This is a genomic window from Paenibacillus sp. 7541, assembly GCF_002276395.1.
Lineage (GTDB): Bacteria > Bacillota > Bacilli > Paenibacillales > Paenibacillaceae > Paenibacillus_AQ > Paenibacillus_AQ campinasensis.
The window spans coordinates 52,790-69,866 of sequence record NZ_NQLZ01000013.1 but is presented as its reverse complement, the minus strand read 5'-3'; the positions used below and the strand labels follow the sequence as shown (position 1 = coordinate 69,866).

The following is a 17,077-nucleotide window of genomic DNA, read 5'->3' as shown; positions in this document are numbered from 1 at the left end:
ACATGGGCTCGGACGTTGGAGACGCTGTCCAGCAATTGGACAAAAAGGCGGTTCTCGAAATTATTCTCGAGAACCGCCTTTTTCTTATTCTATAACAGGAATGGTCATTTCCAATTCCTTAATGTACGTTTTGTCGCCATAGCTATCTTTACCTTGGCCAACAACGCTCCAATCCTTTTTGTTTACTGTAAGTGTAAACGGCTTAATGGTAAGTTGCTTCGGCGTCCCTTTAACCGGACTGTACAGCTGATCAACATGGTATTCCGTTTTTGGCTCACTGTTGAAATATCCGAACTTATCGTGGGTTAACAGATTGCCTTCCTCATCTACAATATCGTAATACATCATGCTGGCGATCAAATCGCCGGTTTGTTCCACGGATCTTGGCACCATCCCAGTGCTGTCGATGACCAGCTGGGTCGTTACCGGCGTGAGGGAAATCTGTTTGACTGTGTAACTGAAACCCTCATAACTTTGGGTAGCGTTCGGCTTGAGCAACATGGCATCGTTCTCGATTTTCACCGGAACCTTGAATTCGAAGGCTTCATCAACGCCCGTCACTTCGACCCGAATCGTCAGCTCAAATTCATTGCCCCAAGCTGCTTTGTCGTTTAACTGCCACTCTGCGCGGTAAGCATTATCTCGAAGAGGGTAATCTCCAAAGCTGCCTGTACTGGCTCCCCCTTCACTGAACTTGAATTCTTTGCCGTCGATAAGTATCGTCGTTCCTGCCGATTTAATATACCCTTTTGGCATTTCGTCTTCAGGCTTTTCCCTTTCGCTTAAAGGTGCGACCGTTCCCTCAAGGTCCACCCCTTCCCGGTCCAGCACAAAGGACAATCTCGTTCCGTCATACAGCAGATCGCTCAATTTCAGCGTTACGCCATCCTGCGTTACACTCATATTCGGATCACTGACGATTCCTTGATCCAAAGCGGCTTTCACGCTTTCCTCTGAGGTGCCTTTAAAGAGCGTACCGAACACCGGAACCTGCTTAAGAGCATCTGCCATCACCGGGGACACGAAGCCGGAACCGATAATCCCTCCTCCGAGAACTGCGGCTGCCGTAGCGGCCACGATAGTACGTTTCCACATTTTCCCTTGTCTTGAAGCCTTGTTACTTGTTCTGCTCATTTCCATCTCTCCTATTCGATTCATAATTTTTGTACTCATGCTTTCTCTTGGCATCGACGAATGGCGGATCATCCGCTCGATGTCCTCCATTTCAGCGGATTCCATGCGATTCGGCAAATGTACCATGGGCCAACACTCCTTTTTCTTTTGCTTTTGCCATCAACTTTTTGCGTATTCGCTCATACTTCTTGCGCAAGGTCGCGGGCTTGATCCCCATCACTTCTGCAATCTCCTCAAAATGGTATTCCTCTACCGATTTGAGCAGTAGAATGTGACGCTCCTCTGCTGTGAGATACGTTAATAGTTCCTCAACTGCCGACTGATGCGGGGAAATATCCTGTACCGTATGCTGTTCTTGGCAGCGCTCAATCAGTTTTACAATTCGGCCCTGTTTCTTCTTTATATTGATCAGATGATGGTAGGCTACCTTGTATAACCAGGCAGAAAAGGATACTTGATTGCTGTACTGATGAAGATTAGTATAGGCCCTGATAAAAATTTCCTGAACCGCATCCTCCGTCTCTTCGTGATTTCGCAGAATATAATAACAATACGTGTACATCTGCCGTTCAAACTGGCGAATAATTGGAGCATAGGCCTCCTTGTCTCCAGCCTTAACCCGCTCTATAAGCCATTCGATTTTTTGGTTCTTGTCCATAGCTTCCCCGGGGATTACAGGATGCAAGAAGCTCACCTCCTTTGCTGTTTACATTTATATAACAACTTGAATTCGCTGTTTTGTGACAAGCCCATCAAATTTGCATGGTCATTGATCCGGTCATAAGTCACCCAAGAAAAAGAGAATGGCGCTATTTCCTCGCCAGACATGAATCAAATCTGCCGGAAATAGCGCCAAAATTCCTTTATTATATTTCGGGAGTCCTTAGACTCCGGAATTGTCCATGGTGGGTGCTTTACTGGTAAAGATAAAGCTTCCAGATTTACGTATTTCGCTGGGCTTCAATTTTCTCTGCCAGTTCATTCAGATACGTCCAGCGCTCCATCAGATGCTCCAGCTCGGCCTCCGTCTCCTGCTGCGCCTGCATCAGCTCCTGAAGGCGGGCTGCGTCGCTGACTGCCTGTTCCATCTCCTGCAGGATGTCCTGCAGCTTGCGCTCGGTCTGCTCTATTCTGTCGTCGATCTGTTCATATTCACGCTGCTCATTGTAACTGAATTTCAATCGCTCCCTGGCTCCTTGCCCGGATGGACCCGGCCGGTCATGCTGTCCCGGCTCCGAGGCTTCCGATTCGCGGGCCGAACCGGCTGCGCCCGCAACGTGACGGGTCCCCTTCGCCTGATCTTCCGCCGAGCTCCCAAACTTTGCGATCCATTCCGCATATTCGGTGTAAGCTCCGACATGGACCCTAACCTTCCCGTCGCCTTCGAAGGCCCAGATTTTGTCCGCGGTACGATCCAGGAAGAAGCGGTCATGGGAAACGACGATGACCACGCCCGGGAACTCGTCCAGATACTGCTCCAGCACCGACAGCGTCTGGATATCCAGATCGTTGGTCGGCTCATCGAGCAGCAGCACGTTCGGTGCGCTCATCAGCACGCGCAGCAAGTATAGCCTGCGCTTCTCTCCTCCCGACAGCTTGGCAATCGGCGTCCACTGCATCGTCGGGGAGAACAGGAAGCGCTCAAGCATCTGCGCAGCCGTAATCGGCGTTCCGTCCGCCGTCCGGACCACCTCCGCCTCGTCCTTGATATACTCAATAACGCGCTGGGTGTCGTCCATCTCCTGATGCTCCTGTGTAAAATAGCCCAGCTTCACCGTTGGCCCCAGCGTAACCGTGCCGCTATCTGGCTGCAGCTTCCCGGCAATCATGTTCAGAAGCGTCGATTTTCCGCTTCCGTTCGGGCCGACGATGCCAATCCGGTCCCCCGGAACGGCGATATAGGAAAAGTCCTGAATCAGCACCTTCTCATCCGCCTGCTTATGCAGATGCTCCAGCTCCACAATTTTGCGTCCCAAGCGCGAGGATGCCACGGACACATCCAGTTCCCCGGACTGGTGAACCAGCTCCTGATCCTTGAGCTTCTCGAAGCGTTCGATTCTGGCCTTTTGCTTCGTCGTGCGGGCTTTGGCCCCTCGCCGTATCCAGGCCAGCTCGCTACGGAGCAGATTTTGCCGCTTCTGCTCAGCCGCTGCCTCGCGCTCCTCCCGCTCGGCCTTCAGCTCGAGGAATCGGCTGTAGTTCGCTTCATATCGAAACAGCCGTCCGTGATCCAGCTCCAGCATGACGTTGGCTACCCGATCCAGGAAATAGCGGTCATGCGTAATCATAAGCAGCGCCCCCCGCCGCTTCTGCAAATACTGCTCCAGCCAAGCCACCGATTCGTTGTCGATATGGTTGGTTGGCTCATCAAGAATAAGCAGATCGGATGGCTGAATGAGTGCAGCAGCCAGTGCAACCCGCTTGCGCTGTCCGCCGGAGAGCGCTCCCATTTTGGCATCATAAGACCGGATTCCCAGCTTGGACAGGATGCTCTTGGCGTCACTTTCAAACTGCCATGTCTGCAGCTCGTCCATCTTCGCATTAAGCGCAAGCAGCTTCTCTTGAAGCTCGGCATTGCCGGGATTCAGCTCCAGCAGTTCCATCGTCTCCGTATAATCGCGGACAAGCTTCATCTCCGGAAGATCACCATCGAATACTTGCTGAAGCACCGTTTTGTCCGGGTCGAAGTCCGGATTCTGCGCTAGATATTGCACGCGAATCCGGTTTCCGATCGTAATCTTGCCGGCATCGGCCGGCTCCAGGCCGGCAATCACCTTGAGAAAGGTTGATTTGCCCGTTCCGTTCACCCCGATAACTCCGACTTTATCCTGATCCTCCATGCCAAAGGAGGCGTCCTGAAACAGTATTTTGTCTCCATAGCTTTTGCTTAACTGCTGAACGGTCATAATATTCATGTAACTGATCCCTACTTACGTATTAGTTTTCCGAACATTGATCACAGCACACAGATTGGCCTGCCTGGTGGGTATCGCGCCGCACTAGTCCACTTGATATTGCACCATACATACCTCCATGGCCGATGAGTACCCACCGTCACGCCTCCACAGCCCAGTGACCTAGTGAATACGCACCGCAACCCACTTACCCCGCGATCAGCAAGCCGACTGCCCAAGCGGCAGCACCGCCAAGCAGCGAGCTGATCATATTGACGGCATCGTTATTCATCGCTGACCAGCCTCTTGCACGCACCGTCGCCGCGCCGCAGTGATTCGGCACCTCCACTTCCTTCCTGCAGACCTGGCAGCGGTACATGAGCTGCACCGTCGCGCCCAGGTACGAGTCGGTGAAAGCCCCGACAAGCCCGCCCGCCAGTCCGGCCAGACTGTACGCGGCCAGATGCGGGGCCATCCCGGCGACTGCCGCAAATGCATAGGCGCCCAGGCCGATAATGAGACCGCCGAGCGCCGCAGCTGCTGATCCGAGCCAGGATACGCCGCCTGACGTCCCCGCCGGCAGCACCTTGCCGCTGAGAATCGAGCGCGGCGGCTTTCGGCTGAGACTGCCAACTTCCGTTGCCCAGGTATCCGCCGTCACCGCAGCCATCACGCCGATGAACAGCCATATCCATACCTCGCCCGGGCTCCAGTAATGGATGAGACACAGCAGCATGCCGAGACCGCCGTTCGCCAGCACCTGTCCGGCATCCCTGCGGCCCGTCTTCGCGTATGATTTCTCAAGGTCGGCCTTTCGGGCCGAGCGAAACCGCGACAGCAGCGTCGAGGTAATGAAAAAAAGAAGCAGGATCCCAAACCACAGCATGTTCCCTGCTCCGTAATAGATGGTACCCATCACCAGCGCTGCGATCGCTCCGGATTTCGACAGCGATTCTTTCCAATAAGCGGCTCCGGCGACTGCCGCGGCACCTGCGGCCCCGATCAACCAGTCCACGGCTCATCCTCCCATCTGATTCCTCTTCTCGATATGCGATGTCTATCCGATCTGGCAGCGTCCCAGCCTGCTCTCTCCCCAGAACAGCTCAAACACATCGTTGCTCTCTACAGGACCGACACCGGCAGGCGTACCGGTAAAGATCAGATCCCCTTCGCCAATGCCATAGAATGCCCCGATATGATTAATGATCGTCTGCAGCGAGAAAATCATATCCTTCGCATTGCCTCTCTGTACCTCTTGCCCGTTCTTCATAACGGTAAAATCCGTTTCATTCAGCTTATCCACACCCGGGAACGGCACGAAATCCGTCAGAGGCGCAGACGATTTGAACGCCTTCGCCGCCGTCCATGGATGCCCCTTCTTCTTCAGCACATCCTGGACGTCGCGCAGCGTAAAGTCAATGCCAAGCGCCATGCTCTCCACCAGTTCCTCAACCTTCATTCCCGGCTTATACTCGCGTTCGGCACGAATGACCAATTCGCCTTCAAAATGCAGGCTGCCCCGGTTTAGCGGCAGATCCAGCACCGCTCCATCCAGCGGAACCACCGCATGCGTCGGCTTCATAAAGATCATCGGCGACTCCGGTACGGCATTGCCTAGCTCTTCGGCATGGAGACGATAATTTCGCCCCACACAATACACGTTTCTGATGAATGTACTCATTCTTTACGCCCATCCTCTCCATATTCTTCGCCAGAACGAAATCTTCTGCCCAAGTTTGCTCATAAATATTTGGCCCCACGTATCGGGGCGGTTCGTACAGATCATAATTTCCGGGTTCATGCGGGCCAAGGATCTCATCACTTTCGGATCATCCACGGTCCAGGCCATCGGCGTAATGCCGTTCTTCACCAGATCGGCTGCAAAGGCAGCGTCCAGATGCGAGTAACCGATGGACAGAAACGTGCATTTCATCCGCTTGAGCCGCGACAACAGATTGCGCGGGTGGCTGTCGATAATGAGGCCGGTCCGCACCTTCGGCTCTAGCTCCTTCGCCGTGACCAAAGCCTTCGGCTCAAACGAGGTCAGCACAATGTCAGACAGCATGTCATGCGTTTCAACACACGCGAGCACCTTCTCCTCCAGCCCGGGATACATATTCCCGCTCGTCTTCAGCTCAATGTTCACCTTCAGACGCCCTTTGACCAGCTGCAGCACCTCATCCAGGGAGGGGATCTGCTCTCCAGCGAATTGCCGCCCCTTCCAAATCCCGGCGTCCATCTTCCGTATTTCCTGCCAGGTCAGATCCTTCACTTTCCCCCGCCCGGTCGTGGTGCGGTCTACACTGAAATCATGAATGACAACAGGCACACCGTCTCGGGTCATCTGCACATCAATCTCCAGCCATTCCACAAACGGCTCATCCATCGCCATTTGAATCGCCGCCCGCGTATTCTCAGGCGCTTTGCCCGAGAAACCCCGGTGAGCCACACATAAATTATTCATGGGGGACCTCCCTGCATACTTCGAAATATGTTTACGGGCCTGGAACAGCCTCACCACTTGGCTTGATCTGAATCCCGCCGATCGAGCGTTCCTGAACCTCTTGCAGCAGCGCAAGCGCCTCATCGCCCTCAAGCGGAATCACTTGCCCCACCTCTGTCCGGTACGGGATCAGCTTCATGTCGCAATCGCCCTTGTCCGTGCAGGTAGCCTGGAACACCGCGGTCTTCCAAGTATCCGGGTTCGTTGATTTCGTAAAAATAAAATTACCAGTGCTGTAAGCAATCCATTTCCCGTTATAGCGTTCCAGCCCCTGCAGCACATGCGGATGCCCGCCGATACACAGATCGGCTCCCGCATCAATGAAGGCGCGCGCCAGCATCAGCTGGTTATCGTTCGGACGGAATTTCAGCTCCTCGCCCCAATGCGCCATCACCACCACCAGATCGGCACGCTCCCGCGCTTCCCCAATGGCTTCAACCACTTGAGGCAGCACATGATCATAGGCCCCGGCTACGCCGGGCCTGTCATCCAGAGCGTACCAGCTCGTTTCCGGGAGCACCCTGCTGAATCCAAGCAGCGCCACGGTCATCCCGTTCAATTCGAAATAACGGGCACTGTAAGCTTCCTGTGCATTCTTCCCGGCGCCGACATAATCAATGCCATACTCCTGCAAATGCTGCAGCGTATCCAGCAAGCCGTCCACGCCCTGGTCCAGAATATGATTGTTGGCCAGGTTAACCGCATCAACGCCTGCCTCCCGCATAGGGCCCAGCGCTTCCGGGGAGGACTTGAACACATAGCGCTTGTTGGCCGGAACACCTCTTACCGTCACCGGTGTCTCCAAATTCAGAACCGTCAGATCATCATCAAGAAATGTCGTTCCCAGATAGCGATAAGGATAATCATAACCGTGCTCCTGGAGCATCCCTTCCACCTTGCCGGAAAATAGGGTGTCTCCAGCAAAACTCATGACCACCGATCTCGGCGAATCCGGCTCTTCTATGTTCTCATTTCCTTCAGAAGAAGCGTCCGGTTCATCCGTCAGCGGCGGATTTCCTTCACCTTCCGGCGGCAGCTCCGGCGGAGGCTCCTCGTCACTTGACGCTTCATGGCTGCTCGCTCCGTGGTCGTCGGCTCCGTCCTCCGTCATGCCGGTTGCCGGATACGCAGGTCCCTCTTCCGCCTGCGGCTCCTGCAGCACAAAATAATATACAAGCAAGGCAGCGATCAGTATGATCAACAATAAGTTCAAAAACATCCATACCCTGCCGCCTCGCTCACGATGGGCCTTCTTCTCGGCCTTGCTCTTCTCCGTACGCGACAGTTGCATCGTTCACTCCTTGAAAATATTCATTTTTTTCACATCATTTTCGTAACGCCTTTTCCATTATACCAGCTTCTCTTCAAAGAGTAGAACCCCCCGTCATCGCCGGGGAGTTCTTTATTGGCAAACCTATTTAAATATTGGGCTTATCAAATATTACTGCTCCTGCGTCTCAGCCAGCAGCGTAATGACCGAATCGCTTAACGCCTCCATATACAGCGGATCGCTGTTCAGCGAGTCAATGCGCATAAGCCGCATGTCCATCTCTTTAGCCACGCTCTTCGCTTCAATGTCCAGGTCATACAGCACTTCGAGATGGTCTGACACGAATCCGACCGGTGCGACGAGCACATCCTCCACCTGCTCCTTGTTGAGATTTTGCAGCGTGTCCAGAATATCCGGACCGAGCCACGGCTCGGCGGTGCGGCCTGCGCTCTGCCATGTGAACTGCCACTGCTTGACTCCCGCTTGGTCGGCAACGGCTTTGGACGTTTCGAGCAGCTGATCCTGGTATGGGTCGCCCATCGACAAGATCCGCTCCGGCAAACTGTGGGCGCTGAACAGCACTCTGACACTGTCACGGTCTGCGCCCGCCTCCTCGAACTGGTTCAGCTTGGCCGATACCCGGTCGGCGAACGCCTCGATCAGCTTCGGATGCAGATGATAGCTCTCCACAAACGAAATCTCAAGTCCAAGTTCATCCGCTTTCGCCTGCGCTCGTTTTATATAAGATCCGATGCTCATGATCGAGTAATGAGGGGCCAGCACAATGCCAACCGCCTTCGTGATCCCGTCTCGCACCATGCTTTCCACGCCGTCCTCGATGTACGGGGACGCATGCTTCAAGCCTTGATAGCATACAAACTCCGTATCAACCGCCCGCGGATCAACGTTCAGCGTCTCCTGCAGCGTTTGAACCTGACGGTCGGTATTTTCCCGAAGCGGGAATACCCCTCCGACAATGGCCTCATAACGCTCGGTCAGCTCCTTTAGCTGCTCCTCCGAAGGCTTGTTTCCTCTGCGAATATGGGTGTAGTAGCTTTCGATTCCTTCCATGCTTTCCGGTGTACCGTATGACATGACCAATACGCCGATTCTGGATTTCATATTCCATTCACCTCTTCTGCTGATTTAGATGATGCTCGCGTCAAGAACCGATTAGGAACGCAGCTCGTGTGCGCCAGCCTTCAGCGCCGTTTCCGAATATTCATGAATAAAGCCCGTCAGCTCACGCAGCTTGTCCAGCGAGGCTTCCGGAAACAATCCATGTCCCAGATTAAACACAAATCCAGGCTCCAGGATTCCCTGATCGATGATGTCCTTGGCATACTGCTGGATCACCGGCATCGGGGCGGTCAGCACCGTCGGATCGAGATTGCCCTGAACCGCGTACTGATGATTCAAGCGACGGCGGCCCTCCGTGATGGACACCCTCCAGTCCAGACCGATTACATCGGCTTGAAGCTGGGTAAGTGTAGGCAGAAGCTCGCCAGAACTTACACCCGGAAAATAAATCTTCGGCACATTCAATTCCTGAAGTTCGGCAAAAATACGTTCTATCGTAGGCAATACGTACGTTTGGAAATCCTGCGGAGAGAGCGCTCCCACCCAGCTGTCAAACAGTTGGAACGCTTTGCCTCCGTTTGCGATATGCGCCTTCAAATAAGTAATAACCATATCGCCGAGCTTCTCCATCAAGGAAAACCATACTTTCGGCTCGCTGTACATCATCTCTTTGGTGCGGAGATAGTTTCTCGACGGTCGGCCTTCGATCAGATAACTCGCGATCGTAAACGGTGCACCGGCAAACGTAATTAGTGGCACCTCAAGCTCCTTGTCGAGGATGCGGATCGTTTCCAGCACATGGCCCAGGTCGCCTTCCACATCAATCGGCCGCAGCTTCTCGACATCGGCCGCCGTGCGGATCGGATTGTCGATGACAGGGCCGATATTCTTGACGATATCAAAATCGATCCCGATGGAAGCCACCGGATTCATAATGTCGGAATACAGTATCGCAGCGTCGACACCCAGCTTCCGAACCGGCATCATGGTCACTTCTGCCGCTAGCTCGGGTTGGCTGCAAATTTCAAGCAAGGAGTATTTCTCTTTGATTTTTCGATATTCCGGGTCATAGCGGCCGGCTTGCCGCATGTACCAAACGGGAATACGGTCCACCTGCTGCTTGCGGCAGGCTCGAATAAACTGGTCGTTATAGGTCATCATTAGGCCCCCATCATTGTGTATAAAAGTTCCTTTCATCATTATGCCCTTTTTAAAAGTAGGTAACAACCGTCTAACATGGATATCCTATGAAAATCGCATGACAATCTTATGACATTGTCATCATATGTATTTGTTGAAATATGTTATACTGGAGGAACGGCGTTTTTCGTGTTCTCTCGAAATGTCTATCGCTTGGTGTTCGGAGAAGACATCTGAGAAAGGAGTGTGAGGAGAACATTGAGCAGTTGGAAAGTAAATCTTATCGTGCTGTGGTTCGGACAGTTCCTGGTCAATTCCGGCATGACGATGATTACTCCGTTCCTAACCTTGTATCTGGCACAGGACCTGAATGTGACCGGCGATCGGACCATCGGGGTATGGGCGGGGTTAATCTTTGCGGCCAACTTTTTAACATCGTTCATTTTCCAGCCGATATGGGGCAAGGTCGCCGATAAGTATGGACGTAAAATCATGCTGCTGCGCTCCGGGTTCGGAATGGCCATTGTCATTGGCTGTATGGGATTTGCCACACACCCGTGGCATCTGCTGGCACTGCGGCTGCTGAACGGAACGATCTCGGGCTTCAATCCGGCAGCGATCTCGCTCGTATCGGGCACCACCCCAAAAAACCGCATGGGCTTCGCCATGGGCATCATGCAGTCGGGTCAAGTAGCCGGAACGATTCTCGGCCCGCTCATCGGCGGTCTGATGGCAGGCTGGGTCGGATATCGGCCTATTTTTTTCATTACGGGAGGACTGATCTTCCTTGCTTCCCTGCTTGCCCTGTTCATGGTTAGAGAAAATTTCGACCGGGAAGAGGCTGCCCACACACCGCAAACCTCGGTGCTTGCCGGGCTTAGAGAACTCAGTCATATTCCGCAGCTTCCGGCCTTGTTCGCCGTTACGTTTCTGCTGCAGTTTGCCATGATCAGCCCGATGTCGCTCCTGCCGCTGTATGTCCAGAAGCTGCACGGCACCGCAGAGGGCATCGCATTATGGGCCGGCTTCGTTGTGGCCGTCACGGGTTTGTCCAATATGATCGCTTCACCGATCCTGGGCCGATTGAGCGACAAGCTCGGTGCGCATCGCATTCTCACCTATTCCTTGATCGGTGCCGGACTGACACTCATCCCGCAGGCGTTCGTGCAGGAGGTATGGCAGCTGATCGTTGTCCGGTTTATGATGGGGGTATTCATGGGCGGATTGCTGCCGAGCGTAAACGCGCTGATTCGTTCCTACACGCCCGATGGCATGGAAAGCCGCTCCTTCGGGTTCAACACAAGCGCGCTGGCGCTGGGCAATATGCTTGGGGCGGTCATCGGCGGATTCCTATCCGGATTCATCGGCATTGAGGGCCTGTTCCTCATCTCGGGCAGTCTGCTCATTCTGAATATGATCTGGGTGAAAATCAAGCTGTTCGCGCATAAGCCGGCACCGAAGTTCCGGTAATCCGCGAACTATAATGAAATGGCAAAAAAGCGATGCATCCTGAACCGAGGGTGCATCGCTTTTTCAATTATAGGACCATCAGCCGTGCATTCCACCCGGGCTGTTCACTTCACGCGCGCAAGAATGAGCCCGTCGTAGGCGGGAAGCAGCGTGCTCACCAGCCTCGGATCTGTCGCGATCCGCTCGTTGAAGTGGCGTACTGCCTGCACTGAGGGACCATTCTTATCCGGATTGAGGGTTCTGCCGCGCAGGAAGCAGTTATCTCCTGCAATCAGCGCTCCCGGATTCGCCAGCTCAATCGCATAATCCAGGTATAGCGGGTAGTTCTCCTTATCCGCATCGATGAAGAAAAAATCAAAGGTCCGTCCCTCGCGCTTCAGTCCGGCTAAAGATTCCGCAGCAGGGCCAATCCGATATTCCACCCGGTCTTTGAAGCCAGCCTTCTCCAGATGGCTGCCAGCCAGGGCGGCGTACTCCTCCTTCAGCTCAAGCGAAGTCAGCCTTCCTCCTTCGGGAAGACCCCGGCACAGACAGATGCCGCTGTAACCGCCCAGCGCCCCGATCTCCAGCACGCTTCGTGCCCCCGCCAGCTGGACAAGCAGGGTGAGCAGCCTCCCGTAGGCAGGCGCTACAGACACCTCCGGCATGCCGTGTTCTTTGATGGCCTCCAGAACCTGCAGCAATTCCTCATCTTCCGGGTATAATTGGTTAACATAATCATGGGCTTCGATCAACAAAGGGAAACCCTCCTTCTAATCTAATATTACCGCGCCGAATGCGTCGTCCAAGCCGTTCACTCGTGGTCTATCATATGACAATTGTCTTGAATAATGCAATCGCCTATACTATAGAGATTGAACCGGCGACCTTACCGCCGTAATTATGTTAATGGAGTTGACTTCATCAATGCCACAATTACAATTAATCGCCACAGCCCCAATGGGATTGGAAGCTGTCGTAGCGCGCGAGCTGAAAGAGCTCGGATACACCGATATGGAAGTGGAGAACGGGAGAGTCACCTTTTCCGGAGATCTGATCGATATTTGCCGCTGCAACCTGTGGCTTCGCACCTCGGACCGCATCCTGGTCAAGATGGGAGAATTCAACGCCGTCACCTTTGATGAGCTGTTCGAGGGAACGAAGGCGCTCCCGTGGGAGCAGTGGATCCCGGCAGACGGAGAGTTTCCCGTGGAAGGCAGATCGCATAAGTCCCAGCTCAGCAGCGTTCCTGCATGTCAGGGCATCGTCAAAAAAGCAATCGTAGAGAAACTGAAGCAGTCCTATCACACGGAATGGTTTCCCGAGGACGGTCCCCGCTACCTGATCGAAATTTCGCTGCTCAAGGATCGCGCATTGCTGACGCTGGATACGACAGGCCCCGCTCTGCATAAGCGCGGATACCGGAAGCTGGTGACCGAAGCGCCACTGAAAGAGACGATGGCTTCGGCCATGCTTCAGCTGAGCCGCTGGGGCCCGCATCGTCCGCTGTATGATCCGTGCTGCGGATCAGGCACGATTCTGATCGAGGCGGCTCTGATGGCATGGAACATTGCGCCTGGACTTCGCCGCTCCTTCCCCTCCGAGCACTGGGGTATGATCGGGGACAAGCTGTGGGAGGAGGCCCGCGAAGAGGCGTTCGATGCGGTAAAGGACGACATTCCGCTGCTCATCGCCGGAAGCGACATCGATCCGAAGGCGATTGAAGTCGCCAAGGCCGCTGCCAAAAGCGCCGGTCTGGCCGGCGAGATCGATTTCAAGGTTCTCCCGGCGTCCAAAGCGGTGCCGGAAGGCGAATATGGCTGCCTGATTACCAATCCTCCGTATGGAGAGCGGCTGAGCGAGAAAACCGAGGTCGAACGCCTGATCCGGCAGCTCGGCATGACGCTGCAGCAGCTGCCGTCCTGGTCCTTTTTTGCCCTGAGCCCGACGAAGCAGTTCGAGCATTATTTCGGACGCAAGGCCGACAAGCGGCGGAAGCTGTTCAACGGCCGGATTGAATGCCAATACTATCAATATCTTGGACCGCTCCCTCCTCGATAAGTCGAATGCACATAACGCTGGGAACCGATGGTTGCATAAGGGAGGTTTGATCACAATGCCAGTGCGAATATCAAGCGGAGGCCCAGCTCGCTCCGTGGGCTGGCTGCATTACCGGTATACCTGGTATATCCTGTTTCTTGTGCTGATGCTGTACAAGCTGGTGTGGATGCATACCAATCTGCAGCTCGCTAATATGAACATGGACAGGGCCGACTATATCATCGCTGTCGGCTCGCTGCTGCTCGTCTCATTCTGGACACTATGGCTGCCGCCAAAAGGAAGGCTTGCTGCACTGACCCTGCTGAATCTGGCTCTGACCGGGCTGATCTACGCCGACCTTGTGTTTTACCGGTATTTCGATGATTTCATTACCGTACCGGTGCTGATGCAGGCAGGACAAGTCAGCTCGCTTGGCGGGAGCATCGGGACGCTGCTGGAACCGGGGGATATCCTCTTCTTCCTGGACTGGATTCTCGTGATCCCTGTCGCGATCATGATTCTGTTCCGCAGGAAGAAGAATCCCCAACTCAGTGTGGGCTACGATTCCCCTGTCGACCGCCGCCGCAGAAGAAACCGCAGACTTGCTCGCGCCGCAGCAGGAACCGCCGTGCTGATTCTGGGCGGATGCATGACCTTCTTCCCGATCCAAAAAGCCTCCGACACCTGGGCCAAAGGGCTGTTCGCCGGCAATTGGTGGAACGTCACCTTGTACAATGTTACCGGACTCATCGCCTTTCATGGCTATGACATGTACCGCTACAGCCGGGATCATCTGGTAGGCCAACCGGGCTTGTCGGAAGAACAGATCGCAGAGGTGAAGCAGTGGCTGGATGGCCGCCGTTCGAACCGGGCACAGCTGAACGACCTGTTCGGCAAATATAGGGGCAGCAACGTCATGATGATACAGACCGAGGCCTTGATGAATGCGGTCATCGGGCAAAGCGTGAACGGACAGGAAATTACGCCAAATCTGAACAAGCTGATGGAAGAAAGTCTGTACTACAGCCAGTTCTATCACCAGACGGCGCTCGGGCGCACATCGGATGCGGATTTTGTGACCCAGAGCTCGCTGCTGCCGTTGTCCGCCGGCTCTGTATTTACACGGTATCCGGATCGAGGCTACGATGTTCTGCCGAAAATTCTGAAGGAACACGGCTACGCCGCCAATGTGTTTCATGCCTATGAGAGCAGCTTCTGGAATCGGCAGACCGTGTATGCCGCCATGGATTATGATCGCTTTTTCAGCAAGAAGGATTACGAGTTAACCGAAACGTTGGGCTGGTCGCTGAGTGACAAAGCTTTTTTCTCCCAATCCCTTGAGATGATGTCGGGGATTCAGCAGCCCTTTTACTCTTTTCTCATTACATTGACCAGCCATCACCCATACAGGCTTCCCGAGCCTCATCGCAAGCTGGATACCGGGGAACTTGAAGGCACGATGCTTGGCGATTATTTGAACTCGATTCATTATGTCGATGAAGCCTTCGGCGAATTGATCGAGCAGATGAAGCAGCAGGGATTGTGGGATAACACCATTCTCATCATCTATGGCGACCATGACAACTCCATTAAAGATCAGAGCGCTTATGAGCAGTGGTTAGGACGCGAGCTGTCCGAGCTGGATATGGAGCAGATGATGAACCAGGTTCCGCTTCTCATTCGTCTGCCTGACGGGGCACATGGCGGCACGATCGACCCCGAGGCGGCCGGAATGATGAATGTTGCACCTTCCATTCTGCATCTGCTCGGTATCTCTTCCGAGCCTTATTACTGGATCGGCACCAGCCTGTTCGATGAGCGTGATCGGCTGATCCCGCTCCGCAGCGGCGCTTTTTCCTCGAAGGATGTATATTATCTTCCATCAGAGAGCCGCGCATTCGAGGAAGGAACCTGCTACAGCCTGGAATCGCGTCAACCAACAGCGGTCGCGGCCTGCCGTGAAGGATACGATGAGGCGCAGACGATGCTGGAGGTTTCCGACAACGTCATTCTGTATCATCTGCTGCCGCAATTCCGATCTAACGGTCAGCCAAGCGATCAAGGTCATGCAGCGAAATAAACATAAAACCTCCAAGCGGCTTTTCTGCTCGCTTGGAGGTTTTTTAGTGCATCATCCCGCTGGCGGCCTAGGAAGAAGGCTGGTTCACCCGCATTAGATTTTGCAAATCATGCCCGGTCGGGTTCTGGAACAACCGTAATCCGAACTCCGGTGCAATCGCAAAAATATGATCGAAGATATCCGACTGAACACCCTCGTAATTCACCCAGTTCGTATCGTTGGAAAAAGCGTAGATCTCCAGCGGCAGCCCATGCTCTCCGGGCTCGAGCTGTCTGACCATCAAGCTCATCCCTTTATGAATTTTAGGATGCTGCTTTAAATAGTTCTCAATGTAGATCCGAAACACGCCGATATTCGTCATCGCCCTGCCGTTGACCCGGTTCGATGTATCGATCTGTCGTTCCTCATTGTAAGCCCGGATCTCCTCTTCCTTCGCGGAAATGTAATCGGCCAGGTAATGAATCGACTTGAACTTCTCAATCATCTCGTCGGTGCAGAACTTGATGCTGCTTGTATCAATGTAGACCGGACGCTTGATTCTCCGCCCGCCGGAAGCCTGCATCCCGCGCCAGTTTCTGAATGAATCCGAGATGAGAGCATAGCTTGGAATGGTCGTAATTGTCTTGTCAAAATTCATCACCTTGACCGTATTCAAGGAAATGTCGATGACATCACCATCCGCGCCGTATTTCGGCATCTCGATCCAGTCACCTACACGCACCATATCATTGGTTGTCAACTGGACGCCTGCCACCAACCCCAGCAGTGAATCCCGGAACACAAGCATCAGCACCGCGGACAGCGCACCGATTCCGCTGAGAAGAATGAGCGGACTTTGGCCGATCAGGTTGGCGATGATCAGAATGCCGCCGATAATAAAGATGAAAATTTTGACAACCTGCAAATATCCTTTAATCGGCTTGATCTTGGACACTTCAAATGTCTGGTAGATGGCATTGACCGCATTCAAGAATGAATCCAGAACCAGAATCATGACCACCATAATGTATACAACGGCGGCTTTCTCAATCCAGATTTGATAGCTTGGAAAAACCGAGGCAAAATAATAAATGATCAGGGCGGGCACGATGTGCGAGAGCTTCTGAAATACCTTTTTCTCCAATATGATATTGTCCCATGTGTATCGGTTATTGTTAATGTAGTGGGTAATGATCCTTAGTACGATTTTTTTCGTAATAAAGTTAGCCACCATGCTGAGTCCGGTAATGAGCAGAATCATGATGACATTGGCAAGATAACCCGCCGTGCGGGTCTCCAGGCCGTAATCGACCAGCAGCTTCGTGATGTACTCCATAGTTCCTCCTGAATTCGCAACATTTTTGCAGGCAAGATAACCTGGCTTAGTCTACTATTATAGCAAAAGAAGTGCGAACTTCGCACATATTCGGCCTATCCATGTTATACAGCCAGGGTGTTGGATATACTTACGTTAAACTTGGAAGTATGCGTAGCCGTATCTCGTTTAG

At 53.5% G+C, this 17,077-nt stretch carries 14 protein-coding genes; 3 read left to right on the top strand and 11 right to left on the bottom strand.

Going from position 1 to position 17,077, the window contains the following annotated elements; genetic code table 11:
- Positions 1 to 84: 84 nt before the first annotated feature.
- The 9 genes from CHH75_RS08665 to hemE form a co-directional block, all read right to left on the bottom strand.
- Positions 85 to 1,134, bottom strand: a complete 1,050-nt coding sequence (locus CHH75_RS08665; protein WP_330163942.1) for a DUF4179 domain-containing protein — start codon at positions 1,132 to 1,134, stop codon at positions 85 to 87.
- 91 nt (positions 1,135 to 1,225) lie between these two features.
- A complete protein-coding gene (locus CHH75_RS08660) occupies positions 1,226 to 1,819 on the bottom strand; it encodes an RNA polymerase sigma factor (RefSeq protein ID WP_095263981.1) in 594 nt (197 codons plus the stop codon).
- Between the two features lie 256 nt (positions 1,820 to 2,075).
- A complete protein-coding gene (locus CHH75_RS08655; RefSeq protein WP_095397962.1) occupies positions 2,076 to 4,049 on the bottom strand; it encodes an ABC-F family ATP-binding cassette domain-containing protein in 1,974 nt (657 codons plus the stop codon).
- 187 nt (positions 4,050 to 4,236) lie between these two features.
- Entirely contained in the window at positions 4,237 to 5,043 is an 807-nt protein-coding gene (locus CHH75_RS08650) for a DUF92 domain-containing protein (RefSeq protein WP_095397961.1), read from the bottom strand.
- A 42-nt stretch (positions 5,044 to 5,085) separates the two neighbouring features.
- Positions 5,086 to 5,709: a fumarylacetoacetate hydrolase family protein gene (locus CHH75_RS08645; RefSeq protein WP_095397960.1), complete on the bottom strand. Its 624-nt coding sequence runs from the start codon at positions 5,707 to 5,709 to the stop codon at positions 5,086 to 5,088.
- Between the two features lie 3 nt (positions 5,710 to 5,712).
- Positions 5,713 to 6,492: a glycerophosphodiester phosphodiesterase gene (locus CHH75_RS08640; RefSeq protein WP_095263977.1), complete on the bottom strand. Its 780-nt coding sequence runs from the start codon at positions 6,490 to 6,492 to the stop codon at positions 5,713 to 5,715.
- Positions 6,493 to 6,523: 31 nt separating this feature from the next.
- Positions 6,524 to 7,822, bottom strand: a complete 1,299-nt coding sequence (locus CHH75_RS08635; RefSeq protein WP_095263976.1) for a CapA family protein — start codon at positions 7,820 to 7,822, stop codon at positions 6,524 to 6,526.
- A 150-nt stretch (positions 7,823 to 7,972) separates the two neighbouring features.
- Positions 7,973 to 8,923: a ferrochelatase gene (hemH, locus tag CHH75_RS08630; protein WP_095263975.1), complete on the bottom strand. Its 951-nt coding sequence runs from the start codon at positions 8,921 to 8,923 to the stop codon at positions 7,973 to 7,975.
- 51 nt (positions 8,924 to 8,974) lie between these two features.
- Positions 8,975 to 10,039, bottom strand: coding sequence for a uroporphyrinogen decarboxylase (hemE, locus tag CHH75_RS08625; protein WP_095397959.1), 1,065 nt, complete (start codon positions 10,037 to 10,039; stop codon positions 8,975 to 8,977).
- Positions 10,040 to 10,279: 240 nt separating this feature from the next.
- Here hemE and CHH75_RS08620 point away from each other — a divergent pair, with 240 nt between their 5' ends.
- On the top strand, positions 10,280 to 11,491 hold the full coding sequence (locus CHH75_RS08620; RefSeq protein WP_095263973.1) for an MFS transporter: 1,212 nt from the start codon (positions 10,280 to 10,282) through the stop codon (positions 11,489 to 11,491).
- A gap of 104 nt (positions 11,492 to 11,595) precedes the next feature.
- Here the strand turns inward: CHH75_RS08620 and CHH75_RS08615 are convergent, their stop codons facing one another.
- The gene (locus CHH75_RS08615) at positions 11,596 to 12,228 is read right to left on the bottom strand and encodes an O-methyltransferase (protein ID WP_095263972.1); all 633 of its coding nucleotides are present in this window, start codon (positions 12,226 to 12,228) and stop codon (positions 11,596 to 11,598) included.
- A 169-nt stretch (positions 12,229 to 12,397) separates the two neighbouring features.
- Between CHH75_RS08615 and CHH75_RS08610 the strand changes: the two genes are divergently transcribed.
- Complete coding sequence (locus CHH75_RS08610) at positions 12,398 to 13,531, top strand: THUMP domain-containing class I SAM-dependent RNA methyltransferase (protein ID WP_095397958.1); 1,134 nt, start codon at positions 12,398 to 12,400, stop codon at positions 13,529 to 13,531.
- A 55-nt stretch (positions 13,532 to 13,586) separates the two neighbouring features.
- Complete coding sequence (locus CHH75_RS08605) at positions 13,587 to 15,590, top strand: LTA synthase family protein (RefSeq protein WP_095263970.1); 2,004 nt, start codon at positions 13,587 to 13,589, stop codon at positions 15,588 to 15,590.
- A 67-nt stretch (positions 15,591 to 15,657) separates the two neighbouring features.
- On the opposite strand, the gene CHH75_RS08600 is transcribed toward CHH75_RS08605, so the two are convergent.
- Positions 15,658 to 16,905, bottom strand: a complete 1,248-nt coding sequence (locus tag CHH75_RS08600) for a mechanosensitive ion channel family protein (RefSeq protein ID WP_095263969.1) — start codon at positions 16,903 to 16,905, stop codon at positions 15,658 to 15,660.
- Positions 16,906 to 17,077 lie beyond the last annotated feature (172 nt).